Source organism: Gehongia tenuis (assembly GCF_014384795.1).
Taxonomy (GTDB): Bacteria; Bacillota; Clostridia; order Christensenellales; family NSJ-53; genus Gehongia; species Gehongia tenuis.
Genome location: NZ_JACRSR010000001.1, coordinates 501,125 through 513,923, shown reverse-complemented (window position 1 = coordinate 513,923; position 12,799 = coordinate 501,125). Strand labels below are relative to the sequence as shown.

Annotated in this window: 14 protein-coding genes; 10 read left to right on the top strand and 4 right to left on the bottom strand. The window is 52.7% G+C overall.

The features are described from left to right. Positions 1 to 75 precede the first annotated feature (75 nt). The 10 genes from H8696_RS02575 to H8696_RS02530 all read left to right on the top strand — a co-directional run bounded on the left by H8696_RS02575 (position 76) and on the right by H8696_RS02530 (position 9,615). Positions 76 to 1,809, top strand: a complete 1,734-nt coding sequence (locus H8696_RS02575) for an HAD-IIIC family phosphatase (RefSeq protein WP_249314697.1) — start codon at positions 76 to 78, stop codon at positions 1,807 to 1,809. Continuing rightward, positions 1,806 to 2,051 carry an acyl carrier protein gene (locus H8696_RS02570; protein ID WP_249314696.1) on the top strand — a complete coding sequence of 82 codons (246 nt, stop codon included), beginning with the start codon at positions 1,806 to 1,808 and terminating at the stop codon, positions 2,049 to 2,051. Before H8696_RS02575 ends, H8696_RS02570 begins: the two co-directional genes overlap by 4 nt. Before the next feature lie 17 nt (positions 2,052 to 2,068). Next, entirely contained in the window at positions 2,069 to 2,794 is a 726-nt protein-coding gene (locus H8696_RS02565) for an SDR family NAD(P)-dependent oxidoreductase (protein WP_249314695.1), read from the top strand. A 48-nt stretch (positions 2,795 to 2,842) separates the two neighbouring features. Next, entirely contained in the window at positions 2,843 to 4,375 is a 1,533-nt protein-coding gene (locus H8696_RS02560; protein WP_249314694.1) for an MBOAT family O-acyltransferase, read from the top strand. Positions 4,376 to 4,395: 20 nt separating this feature from the next. Next, positions 4,396 to 5,490: a hypothetical protein gene (locus tag H8696_RS02555; RefSeq protein WP_249314693.1), complete on the top strand. Its 1,095-nt coding sequence runs from the start codon at positions 4,396 to 4,398 to the stop codon at positions 5,488 to 5,490. Beyond that, the gene (locus H8696_RS02550) at positions 5,487 to 6,341 is read left to right on the top strand and encodes a transketolase (protein ID WP_249314692.1); all 855 of its coding nucleotides are present in this window, start codon (positions 5,487 to 5,489) and stop codon (positions 6,339 to 6,341) included. Before H8696_RS02555 ends, H8696_RS02550 begins: the two co-directional genes overlap by 4 nt. Continuing rightward, a complete protein-coding gene (locus H8696_RS02545; protein ID WP_249314691.1) occupies positions 6,310 to 7,236 on the top strand; it encodes a transketolase family protein in 927 nt (308 codons plus the stop codon). Before H8696_RS02550 ends, H8696_RS02545 begins: the two co-directional genes overlap by 32 nt. Further along, positions 7,233 to 7,646 (top strand): MaoC/PaaZ C-terminal domain-containing protein, encoded by a 414-nt coding sequence (locus H8696_RS02540; protein WP_249314690.1) that lies wholly within the window; start codon positions 7,233 to 7,235, stop codon positions 7,644 to 7,646. Before H8696_RS02545 ends, H8696_RS02540 begins: the two co-directional genes overlap by 4 nt. Before the next feature lie 102 nt (positions 7,647 to 7,748). After that, positions 7,749 to 8,498 (top strand): NYN domain-containing protein, encoded by a 750-nt coding sequence (locus H8696_RS02535; protein ID WP_249314689.1) that lies wholly within the window; start codon positions 7,749 to 7,751, stop codon positions 8,496 to 8,498. 10 nt (positions 8,499 to 8,508) lie between these two features. Next, positions 8,509 to 9,615: a M20/M25/M40 family metallo-hydrolase gene (locus tag H8696_RS02530; RefSeq protein ID WP_249314688.1), complete on the top strand. Its 1,107-nt coding sequence runs from the start codon at positions 8,509 to 8,511 to the stop codon at positions 9,613 to 9,615. Positions 9,616 to 9,685: 70 nt separating this feature from the next. On the opposite strand, the gene alsK is transcribed toward H8696_RS02530, so the two are convergent. The 4 genes from alsK to H8696_RS02510 are packed head-to-tail and all read right to left on the bottom strand — an operon-like array spanning position 9,686 to position 12,732. Next, positions 9,686 to 10,582, bottom strand: coding sequence for an allose kinase (gene alsK / locus H8696_RS02525; RefSeq protein ID WP_249314687.1), 897 nt, complete (start codon positions 10,580 to 10,582; stop codon positions 9,686 to 9,688). Between the two features lie 35 nt (positions 10,583 to 10,617). After that, positions 10,618 to 11,061, bottom strand: a complete 444-nt coding sequence (gene rpiB, locus H8696_RS02520; RefSeq protein WP_249314686.1) for a ribose 5-phosphate isomerase B — start codon at positions 11,059 to 11,061, stop codon at positions 10,618 to 10,620. A 16-nt stretch (positions 11,062 to 11,077) separates the two neighbouring features. After that, the gene (locus H8696_RS02515) at positions 11,078 to 11,728 is read right to left on the bottom strand and encodes a ribulose-phosphate 3-epimerase (protein WP_249314685.1); all 651 of its coding nucleotides are present in this window, start codon (positions 11,726 to 11,728) and stop codon (positions 11,078 to 11,080) included. Positions 11,729 to 11,730: 2 nt separating this feature from the next. Continuing rightward, positions 11,731 to 12,732, bottom strand: coding sequence for a zinc-binding dehydrogenase (locus tag H8696_RS02510; RefSeq protein ID WP_249314684.1), 1,002 nt, complete (start codon positions 12,730 to 12,732; stop codon positions 11,731 to 11,733). Positions 12,733 to 12,799: the final 67 nt, after the last annotated feature.

Sequence of the window (12,799 nt, the reverse complement as noted above, 5' to 3'; positions counted from 1 at the left end):
TAATAATATGTTTTTGAAACCGCCTTTCAATAGAATAATGGCTTGTGTTTTATTAAAAATATGGGGTGAATCATAATGAGCGTTGAGTATTCCTGGAAAGATATTAAGACCGCAGCTCAGTTGGCGGGGGATATGACGCGTTCTCTTGTCATCATCGGTGACTTTGCAACTCAGCATCTTGCTGTCGCATTACAGGGCACCTTTGTCCTAAGCCATATCGACTATGCCGTGCATGACACGGATTATGACCAAATTAATGCGCAAATACTGGATCCTGACTCCGAATTGTATCAGGCGTCGCCCGATGCCGTTCTGTTTGCCTGCTGTACAGCTAAGCTGTATGACGCTTACTGCAGCACACCTTTGAACGATAGAATTCATTTTGCGGAAAAACAGGCGGAAATACTGGCCTCGTTTCGTCAACGCCTGATAAAACAGACGCACTGCAAAATCTTCCAGCTGACGTATCCCCTGATGGATGATGCTACCTTTGGTAATTACGCCTGTAAAGTGGAATCCTCTTTCCCCTTTCAGCTCAAAAAACTCAACTATCTGCTTGGTGAGGCAGCACTCAATGAGCCCGGCTATACTCTCATTGATATGGATTTGATTCAGGCACGGCTTGGCCAAGCCGACTTTGCCTCGGATAAAATGTATTTCATCGCCCGAATGCCCTATTCACAGAAAACCTTACAGTATATTGCGGCACACATCGCCGATATACTGCGCTCTGCAATGGGACATATACACAAATGTGTGGTCCTCGATCTCGACAACACACTGTGGGGTGGTGTGATTGGTGACGACGGAATCCATGGTATTGAGATCGGTGAATTGGGAATCGGCCGCGCCTTTTTATGCTTTCAGCAATGGCTGAAGGAATTGCAGCTCCGCGGCATTCTGCTCGCGGTGTGCAGCAAGAACAATGAAGCTACAGCCAAGGAGCCTTTTGAAAAGCATCCCGATATGTTGCTGAAGTTGGACGATTTCGCTATTTTTGTGGCAAATTGGGAAGATAAGGCTTCCAATATAAAATTTATTCAAAAAAGCCTTAACATTGGCATGGACAGTATGGTCTTTATTGATGATAACGTATTTGAACGCAATGTGGTGCGCAGTCTCATTCCAGACATTGTTGTTCCTGAGATGCCCGAGGATCCGGCAGAATATGTGTCTTATCTTCGGAGGCTGAATCTATTTGAAACAACCTCCTATTCCGATAATGACGCAAGCCGTACACAGCAATATCAGGAACGCATGAAAAGCCTGAAGGCCCAGGCGGAGTTCAGCAACTATGACGATTATCTCAAAAGTCTGGAAATGAAAGCCACCGTTTCGGCCTTCGACCCCTTTCACTATCCAAGGATTGCGCAGTTGACTCAGCGGTCCAATCAATTCAATCTTCGTACCGGCCGTTATACCGAAGATGAAATTGCTGACCTTGCAAACAATCCCCAGGTCATCACGATATGGTTTGGTCTTAAAGACCGCTTCGCCTCCCATGGGCTGATCAGTTTAGTGATACTGGACAAGCGGGACGAAAATACACTCTTTGTTCGGGAATGGCTGATGAGCTGCCGTGTACTCAAACGCGGGATGGAAGAGTATGTAGCGGATACCATCATACGTACAGCAGCTGAAAACGGTTTTGATACGGTTGTCGGTGAGTATCTGCCCACTGCAAAGAATGGCATGGTGGCTGACCTTTATGAACGAATGGGATTTGATAAGTCCGGAGAAAGCTTTGTCGCTCATCCGGATACGTATCATTACCATACAACACATATAGATAGGGAGAATGAGACATGACAAAAGAAGCAATTTATGAGGAACTGAATGAGGTCTTTCGGGACGTATTTGATGATGATTCCATCACGGTAGGCAACGATACCACGTCGAGTGATATTGAGGACTGGGACAGTCTGGAGCATATCAACCTCGTAGTGGCCATCGAGGAAAGATTTGGTATGAAGTTCAAAATGGCTGAAGTGACCGGCATGAAAAACGTAGGTGAAATGGTGGATATCATAAAGGAACGCTGCGGACGATGACCGGTCAGGGAGAACGCATGGCAAAAACACTGCTGGTTGTTGGCGCGTCTTCAGATATGGGGACGCGCTTGATTGAATGCGCAGCGGAGGATTATGGCCGTATTTATGCCCATTACCGTATGCTTAACGGAAAATTGGAGCATTTAAAAAGCGTTCTTGGCGATAAGCTTGTACTTGTGCAGGCTGACCTGACCCAAGAGGAAGAGATAGGCGCCCTGATCGACCAGATCAACACGTTTCATTGTCCGCCCAGCCAGATCGTTCAGTTCGCGGCTCCTTCCTGTACAAATGGTCATTTTCATAAGTTGGCCATTTCAGCCTTCGATGAAGCTTTGATCATTGGGCTGCGCTCAACCATACTGATTTGTCAGGCATTTCTGCCGGCGATGGTTAAGCAGCGCTACGGCCGAATCGTCATGATGCTGTCCTCCGTTCTGTCCGGTCCGCCGGCGCCCTACTGCGCTCACTATATGACGGAAAAATACGCTTTATTGGGACTCATGCGTTCGCTGGCGAGTGAATATGCCGCCAAGGGTATTACAGTGAACGGTGTATCGCCCTCATGGACCGATACCAAATATATTCAAAATCAGCCGGAAATACTCGTGAAAAAATATGCTGCCGAAAATCCCGCGGGGCGGCTGCTTCATGTGGACGAAATCATACCGGCAATCCGCTTCCTTCTTTCTGATGGCAGCGGTCAAGTCAATGGTCAGAATATATTTATCACCGGCGGGCGCTAACCGCGTTGACGGTCAAAAACACATACTACAGAAAGATTATATAAGCCAATGTCGATTACTTCCTTGACTTTTTTTGTTTTACTGCCAATCGCACTGATCGTGTATTATATTCTGCCTGCCAGGATCAGATGGTGTTTTCTAGCCCTACTGAGTGCAGCATTTGTTTACCTGTCCTCAGGTATTTCCATGCTTTTGGTGTTATGCGCGGAAGTCTTTGTCGTTTGGTGCGGTTCGTATCTGATACAGCGCGTTAAAGGCGCTGCACTGCGTCGTCTTTGTTTGGTGGCATTCCTTGTAGCCACTTTGGGCACATTGTTCTTCTTTAGAGATATGGAATTTTTCAATCTTCTGAAGAAGCTGTATCATGCTATTTCCGGAAATGACGTAACCTTGATTGCCTACGCGGTTTGGGGCCCCATCGGCATTTCCTATTTCACTTTGTCCCTGGTGGGCTATCTGATTGATGTCTACTGGGAAAAGTACCCATATGCGCGCAATTATTTTCGATTATTCCTGGTAGCCAGTTATTTTCCCCAGCTAACCAGCGGACCCATTGTAAACTATGACAGCATGGAACCACAGTTTCGCAGCCCGCCTCCCTTCGATCCGAAACGGGTGCTGCACGGTGCGGAGCGGATACTGTGGGGATGCTTTCAGAAAATGGTGCTGGCGGACCGGGCAGGCATTTTTGTTGGCGCCCTTTTTGACGCGCCGGAGAACTATGCGGGATTATTCTGGGTCGTTGCAATACTGTTGTACGCCTTTCAGCTTTATAATGACTTTGCCGGCTGCATGAATATCGTGCTGGGCGTATCGGAATGCTTTGGCATCACATTGCCCGAGAATTTTAATGTGCCCTTCGCGTCATTATCCTTGTCGGAATTTTGGAGACGCTGGCATATCACCATGGGCCTTTGGTTCAAGACCTATGTGATGTATCCCCTGTTGAAATCCGGTTTCATGCAGCGTTTTACAAAAAAATCCAAGAAACATCTTGGAAAAGTATATGGGAAAAAACTGCCCGTATGTCTTGGCATGTCGGCGCTGTGGATATCCATTGGCCTTTGGCATGGCGGCAGCGCAACGTTCATCCTCGCCTCCGGATTAATACCGGGATTCTTCATCATTTCTGGAGAACTTCTTTCGCCGCTGCTCAAGAGGTTGACGAACTTGCTGCATATTCGCGTGGACTGCTTCAGCTACCGTTTGTTTTGCCGCATCCGCACCCTGCTGGCCATGTGCTGCAGCTGGATTTTTGTGCGTGCGGGCTCCGTGAGCGGAGGCATCGATGTTTTTTCCAGAATGTTCAGCGGCGGCATAAATCCATGGATTTTCACCGACGGTTCGCTGCTCAATATGGGGCTTGATATCTACGACTTTTTCATATTGGCAGTCGGATTCTTGGTTTTGGTCTGTGTTGGCATCCTGCATGAGCAGGGCAAACAGCTCCGCAACGCCTTGAGCCGGCAAAATATTGTTTTTCAGTATCTTGTCCTGCTGACAGGTATCTTTGTGGTGTTGATCTTCGGCATCTATGGTCCGGGATACAACGAAGCTGGCTTTATCTATAAGCAGTTTTAAAACGAAAGGACATGTCATTCATGGAATCTACTCCCAAAAAAGGTCGTTGGCTGATTCACGTTATTATATTTACCGTTATTTTTTCCGTTCTATTTGCATCCGTTTCCTACGTAGTCCGCCGTCAACACGATGCCTTTAAAAAGAATAAAAATGGCTATGAACAACACACAACGCCCATCGATGCCGTATGCATTGGCGGAAGTTCCACATATATTTACTGGATTCCCATGCGTGCTTGGAATGAGTACGGCTATACTTCCTTCAACTATTCCGGCGATTCCATGTCGCCTTCGGTGATTAAATATCTAATTGAAGAGTCCCGCAGGCATGAGACAGCCAAACTGTACGTTATTGATCTGCGGGCCGCAGAAATCATGCAGCATAACCCCTCATTTTATTCAGAAGAATATGTCCGGATTTATACGGATGCCATGCCTTATTCTTTGAACCGAATCAATATGGTTCATTACAGTATCGAAAAAAATGGACTGGTGCCTAAAAACACAGCTTCAATGTATTTAGATCTGATCTACTATCATGGAAACTGGCGTGAAATCGACCGATATTCCTATCGTCCCCAGGAAAATCTATATGCACGGCATATGAAAGGCTTTTATTTTTATAATTCGCCGCCTGTGCCTCAAACTTTGACGGATTATTCCATGGTAACCGAGCGCTGCGAATTAACGCCTGAACTGGAAAGCACCCTGCGGGATTTATTGGATTATTGCAAAGCTGAAAATTTGAACGCTTTATTTTTGGTCAATGCGTTTTCTGAAAAAGACAGCAGCGTGAAGGCCCTATACAATTCGGTTGAAGATCTTATTGGATCATATGGCTACGATTTTCTGGATACCAATGACTATTATGAGGAAATCGGATTGGATGCTGACATGGATCTATACGATAAAAATCATGTGAATATTTTTGGCGCTATTAAATACACCGATTTTGTGTCAAAATATATTCATGACAATTTCGAACTTCCCGATCACCGGGGGGATCCTGCATTCTCTTCGTGGGAAGAAGATTATCGAATCTATCAAGAAGCGGAAACAAACTTCATAAGCGAATATTGCATCACCAATAATATCACCAAGGAGGCAGAGCAATGAACGAAGCAGATATTCTGCGCGGATTGCGCAAAAAGATTTTTTTGACAGCCTGCGCAGGCGGCGGCGGTCATTTGGCGTCTTCATTTTCTTCTCTCGAGATCCTGTATACCCTTTATGCTAGAAAGACTATGAATTTTCGCTGCAATGAACCATTGTGGGCCGATCGTGACAGACTGATCCTCAGTAAGGGGCACGCGGCGCTCGCTTGTTATACGGTTTTGTCACATGTGGGGTTTTTTGGAGAAGATGTTTTGTCGGGGTATGCCAAGCCTCACTCCGTTCTCGGCGGCGAACCTTCCGGTGAAAGTATTCCAGGTATTGAAACCCCCACCGGTTCACTGGGACACGGCCTGTCTTTTGGCGTGGGCACGGCGCTTGCCAGCAAAATGTCCCATGCAGATTTTGAGACATTTGTTTTGCTGGGCGACGGCGAATGTGAGGAAGGCAGCGTTTGGGAAGCGGTTATTGCTGCTTCCGCCTTAAAACTGGGCAGGCTCATCGCCATCGTCGATGTCAACGGTTTACAGAAAATGGCCACCGTCAGCGAAATTGCCGGCATATCGTCGTGGGAGGATAAATGGCGTAGTTTCGGATGGGATGTTGTGAGTGTCGACGGTCACGATCTAGAAGCGTTGACTCAGATCTTGTCCCACAGACGGTCCCACGAGGACAAGCCGCTTGCGATTGTTGCAAAAACTGTCAAGGGCAAGGGTGTATCGATCATGGAAAATAACCCTGTCTGGCATTATCGCATGCCGGGGAAAAAGGAACTCAAGACATTTATGGCTGAATTGGACATAAGTCAGGAGGAAGTTGATCATGCAAAGAGCATATATCAATGCGCTGAATAAACTTGCCCAGGAAGATGACCGTGTGGTCTCCGTCCTTGCGGATAACGGCACCGATTATGATTGGCTGTTTCAGCGTGATTTCCCAGAACGTTTTTTCAACGTTGGTATTGCTGAACAAAATATGGTGGCTATGGGCGCCGGATTATCAACCTGTGGTTATATTCCCTTCGTTCTGACGGCCGGCTCCTTTCTTGCCTATCGTGCATACGAGTTCATCCGTGATGATGTATGCTTCCCATGCAGAAATGTAAAATTGGTCGCAAGCGGCGGCGGTATGTCCATCAGCAATCTGGGTTCAACTCATCATGCGACGGAAGATTTGGCAAATCTACGGGCATTGCCCAACTTGACCATTCTGTCACCCGCTTCGCCGGCCGAGGTGGAGGCTGCTGTGGCCGAGGCATACAAAATTGAGGGGCCTGTATATATTCGAATGGGGATGAACGGAGAAAAGGATTTTTTCCCGGCGTCCCGCAGCGGATATCCCTATCAGGCGCAGCAAATCGCGGATGGCACCGATGCGGCAATCATTACCACGGGCAGCATTGCCGAACAGGCCCTGGCCGCGGCGCAAAAGCTGACAACACTCGGCATTTCAACTGCCGTCTATGTTTTTTCCTCCATCAAGCCTTTTGACAGTGAGACCGTTTTAAAACTTGCGGCGAAAGTACGTCTGCTGGCAACGGTGGAAGAGCATAGCATCACGGGCGGACTGGGCAGTGCCGTTGCCGAAGTTTTGTGCGAGCTTCCTGAACATGCGGTGCTTTGCCGGATTGGTTTAGCCGGTGTGTTCTCTCAGGGATACGGCACATTGAAACAAATGTATCGGATGAACGGCCTCGATGCTGAGGCAATAGCCGACCGAGTACTGAAGACATGGAGGAAACTGTCTTGAACCATTATCAGCTGAAGGATCTATCCCTGGGAATGAAGCAGGAGCTGTCCTTTTCCATAACCCCAAAAATGATGGACCAGTTTCGGGAAATTACTGGGGACGAGAATCCTCTGCACCGCGATACAGCCTACGCAAATGAACACGGATTTGCCGAGCGTGTCGTCTATGGAATGCTGACGGCTTCATTTTTATCGACATTGGCAGGTGTTTACCTTCCCGGGGAACGCAGCCTAATTCACTCAGTGGAAGTCAAGTTCGTGGCTCCGGTGCTGGTGGGCGACGGGCTTGTGCTGCGCGGTGAAATCACTGCAATCAATGAGCAGTTTTCGTTCATAGAAATCAGTCTTAGCATATACAATCAGAATAACAAAAAAGTTTGCCGCGGAAAAATGCAGGTAGGTGTTCGCTGATTTGGCTCTGCCCCCGGTTTTGCCGCACTTTGCCTTTCAGCATTGACGAAAGCCGTTTTGAGGCATAATATGGAAGGGACAAACTATGATTTGAGGTGCTCTATGTCCAACGACAACCGTTTTGCCGTGCTCATCGACGCGGACAATGTTTCGGAAAAATACATCAAGTTCATCCTGGACGAGCTGTCCAACGATGGCGTCATCACCTATAAGCGCATCTATGGCGATTGGACCAAGCCGGCCCTGGGTTCCTGGAAGAGCGTGCTCCTCGAGCACTCCATCACCCCCATCCAGCAGTACGGCTACACCACCGGCAAGAACGCCACCGATTCGGCCATGATCATCGACGCCATGGACATCCTCTACACCGGCAATGTGGAGGGGTTTTGCATCGTATCCAGCGACAGTGACTTCACCCGCCTGGCGTCCCGGCTACGGGAGGCGGGCAAGGTGGTCGTCGGCATGGGCGAGAAGAAAACGCCCAGCCCCTTCGTGGCCGCCTGCAACAAGTTTAAATACCTGGAGGTGCTGGCTCAGGCCACCGAGTGCGCCGCCCCCACCGAGGACGCGGCCTACGCCTCGGAGCGCATCCCCCTCGACGCCATCCGCAAGGCCATGCGCACCATCGTGGACGAGACCTCCGACGATGACGGCTGGACCAGCGTGAGCAACATCGGCAACATTCTTATCAAGCGCTACCCCGATTTTGACGTGCGCAACTATGGCTTCAAGAAGCTGACCCGGTTCATCAGCTCCCTCAACGCCTTTGAGATCAAGTCCGTATCCAGCAAAGACGGCAACGGCAAGAATATCTTTGTGCGGGAATCCCGCAAGCTGACCAAAACGAAATGAGGTGTTGGCATTGATCGATCCCCAAAGGATGCTGCAAAAGTTTATGGATTATGTGCGGGTGGACAGCGAATCGGGAAATGAGCGGGCCTTTGCCGAGGTTTTGCTGAAGGATCTCGGCGCTTTCGCCGGCCTTTCGGTGGAATGGGCCGGGGGCGGCGAGGCGGCGGGCTCCGACGCGGGCAATCTGTACGCCTATCTGCCCGGCACAATGCAGGGCGAACCCATCCTCCTGTGCGCGCACATGGACACGGTGGTGCCCGGCCGGGGCATCGATCCCTACGTGGAGGACGGCTTTGTGAAAAGCCGGGACGGCACCATCCTCGGGGGGGACGACAAGGCGGGCATCACGGCCATCCTGGAGGCCCTTCGCGCCGTGCTGGAGGAGGGACTCCCCCACCGGCCGGTGGAGCTTTTGTTCACCGTCAAGGAGGAGGTGGGCCTCATGGGCGCCAAAACCTTCGACATCTCCCGGGTGAAATCGAGGCTGGCCCTGTCCGTTGACTATGTGGGGTCCCCCGGCGTCATGCCCATCCGGGGCCCGGGCATGATGGAGATCCGGGCAAAGATCCACGGCGTGCCCGCCCATGCCGGCATCGCGCCCGAAGCGGGCGTCAGCGCCATCATGGTGGGCGCCGCGGCGGTGTCCCGCATGAAGCTTTTACGGGTGGACGAGGAGACCACCGCCAACATCGGCACCTTCCGGGCCGTGGGCCCCACCAACATCGTATCTCCGGAGGCGGAGATCGTCATCGAGGTGAGAAGCCGTTCCAAGGTGAAGCTGGCCGGCCACACCAACGAACTGGTGCAGGCTCTGCAGTCCGCGGCGGATGAATACGGCGCACGGCTGGAATGCACGGTGCGGGAGGGCTACGTGCCCTACGATATTCCCGGCGATGATCCCCAGGTGGTGCGGGTGGCGGAAGCCTGCCGTCGGGCGGGCGTCACCCCGGAGTTCGTCTCCTGCGGCGGCGGCAGCGATTCCAACGTGTTCAATGCCCAGGGCCTCGTCTCCTTCAATATCGGCTCAGGCATGAAGGACGTGCACACCACCGACGAATCCCTGTCCATTGCCGAATTTGTGAGCGCCGCCCGGGTGCTCCGGGAGCTGATCCTCTAAGCGAACCCAAAAATGGGCCCCCTTTGCAGGGGGCCCATTTTTCTGGGTATGGAATTTCAAAAATTATGGGTTACAGTTTTTGGGCGCAGATGAGCGCACCATAGACGCCATTCTCCGGCAGACCGTCGGTGTAACGCAGCTCGATGGTCTCCTCCGGCAGGGGCTTGCGGGCGTGGAGGTGAATCTTCTCCTCCAGCAGCTTCACGGGGAAGGCGGGCATGGTGAGCACGCCGCCGCCCAGCACCACGCACATGGGGTCCAGAAGATTGATTTCCGCCGCGATCACGCAGGCGACTCCATCCACAAAATCAAGCAGGATGGGGTCCTCCCCGTGCTTCACGAACAGATCGGAAAGGGGTGTATCGGGGAAACAGGTGCGGGAGATGTTTTCAAGGGCCCGGCCGGAGGCATAGCACTCCGTGCAGCCAATATTCCCGCAGCCGCAGATCTTCTCGCTTCCGATCATGGGCAGATGCCCCAGTTCTCCGGCGACGCCGTTTCGACCCGTGTACGGCTTGCCGCCCAGGAACAGAGCGTTGCCAATGCCGGTGCCCACATAGATGCCCACGGTGAAGCCCTCCTGGGGCAGCGCCATGGCCTTCATGTCGTGGTACAGCAGAAGATTCACATCCCGCTCCAGCCATACCTTCGTCATCAGTTCCTTCTCCAGCCCGTCGGCCAGGTCCACCCCATCCAGTCCCTCCACATTGGGCGACTGGAGGACGCGGCGGTGGCTGGAACTGATGGTGGAGGGCAGGCCGATCACGATGGCGTCCACCGGGCCGCCCTGAAGCTCCTCAGCGATGTATGCCTTCAGATAGGCGCTGAGCCGCTCACAGGGTTCGGTGCCGGGCAGTACATCCCGCCGCGGCAGTTTTCGAAAGCCCACCAGTTCGCCGCTGCCCCGGGCGGCGCCAATCCGGATGTTGGTTCCGCCAATATCCATTCCGATCTGAAATCCACTCATGTACCCGTTTCCCCTTTCTTAAATCTCTTTTTAGACTATCTTTTCGCCTCGATGGCATGAATCATATCGATGCGCTTTTGATGGCGGCCGCCTTCATAGACGGCGTTCAGCCATTCGCTCACAATCATCTTGGCCAGTTCCACGCCCACAACCCGGGCGCCAAAGGCGATGATGTTGGTGTTGTTGTGTTCCCGTGACAGGCGGGCGGAATAGGGCTCGCTGCAAACGCAGGCGCGGATTCCCTTCACCTTGTTGGCCGCAAGGGAGATGCCCACACCGGTTCCGCAGATGAGAACCCCGAGATCCGCTTCCCCCGAAGCCACCGCCAGCGCCACCTTCTCCCCATAGACGGGGTAGTCGCAGCGTTCGGAAGAATCGGTGCCGTAGTTGACCACCTCATGGCCAAGCTCCGTCAGATACTGCTGGATCGCCTGTTTCATCTCCACCGCGGTGTGGTCGTTTCCAATGGCAATTTTCATGGTCCATCCCTTCCTGTTACAGACTTCGAAGTTCCCGAAGGATCTCGGCGTAGGGCCGGCCCTTCCCAAAAAGCGCCGAGGTGCCTAAAACGAACCCGTGCACGCCCTCCTTGGAGAAGCTTCCGATGCGCTCCGGCGAGCAGGCGCCGTCCAGCACCACCTCGTAGCCGTAGCGTCCGCTTTCCTTGGCGAAACGTTTCACCTTTTCGGCGCATTCCGGGATAAACGCCTGACCGGCGAAGCCGGGGTGCACGCTCATGGCCAGCACCTCGTCACACAAAGGCAGGAAGGCTTCGACCGCCTCGAAGGACGTTTCAGGGTTCACCGCGATACCCGCCTTCTTGCCCAGTGCCCGAATCTTTTGAAGCTGATCGGCGGTATCGCCTTCCGCTTCCGCATGGACGATGATCCGCTCCGCGCCCAGGGACGCAAACAGCTCGAGGTAATCCCCGGGGCGCCGCACCATCAGGTGGACGCCGCAGGGAATCCTTGCCGCTTTGCAAAGATACTCCGTATCCTGCAGTCCCATACCAAAATTGGGCACGAAGGTCCCGTCCATAATGTCAATATGCAGCAGATCCGCCCCCGCAGCCTCCAGCGCTTCCATCTCTGTCTTCAAAGAAGCATAATCCGCGCACATCATCGATGGACAAAGGAGCTTTTCCATGCTTACTCCCCAATGATGTAGGGCTCGCCGTCCTCCATGGTCATATCCACGGCGGCCTTGACGAACTTACCGTACTTCACTTCCAGATCGGCCTGAGCCTGATCGAACATGTTCCTCGGATAGATCCTGGTGGGCACATTGCGGAACTTCCACTCGCCGCTGGCCAGCATGCGGGCGGCGTTCTCGGCGCCGCTGCGGCTCAGCTCCAGCTCACGGGGATGGGTGGAGAGGCAGTCAATGGCCATCACATTGAGCCGCTGCACGTCCACAAGACGCTTGCCGCCGGTGTGATAGGCGCCGATGCAAAGCTGTCCGCACATCTTGGTCATATGGATGGCCAGATCCAGCGACTCGTTGGTCTCGCCCCACTCCATCACGGCGTCAAAGCCGAGGAAACCTTCGGAGGGATCCATATGGGCCTCGAACTTCTCCCAGGCCTCCTCCGGGGTGTACACTTCATCCGCGCCGTAGCGCTTCGCCCATTCGCGGGACTCGGGACGGATATCCACCGCCACCACGTAAGCGCCGCACGCCTTCAGAAGGCTGATGGCGCCGCAGCCCATGTAGCCGGTGCCCACCACGGCGATCTTGTCGCCGGGCACGCCCTTTTTCACCTTGCTGACCGCGCTGGCGATGCAGGCGAGGGGCTCCAGGATGGCTTCCTCATCGCTGAGGCAGTCGGGGAGCTTCACAACGACGTCCTTGCCGGGGGTGGCAACGCCGTACTCCACCATGCCGCCGGACCCGGGAAGAGAGCCGCCCCAAAGGCCGCTGACCCGATCGCCCACGGCAAAGCCCTTCACGTTCTTGCCCACTTCGGCCACATAGCCCATGGGCTCATGACCAAACTGCTGGCCCGCTTCGGCCACTTTCCAGTCGTCATGCTCCGAACGGCAGACGCCGACGTACTTCGTTTTAATCAAAAGCTGATCGTCGGTGATCGTGGGCATGGGTTCATCCACAATCTGGCTTTTCATGGGTCCGGTCGATATAATATGCTTCATTGATAATCCACCCTCCTAATAAAATCGTTTTTCCTTTCGGAACTAATCTCTATTATATTCACGGCAG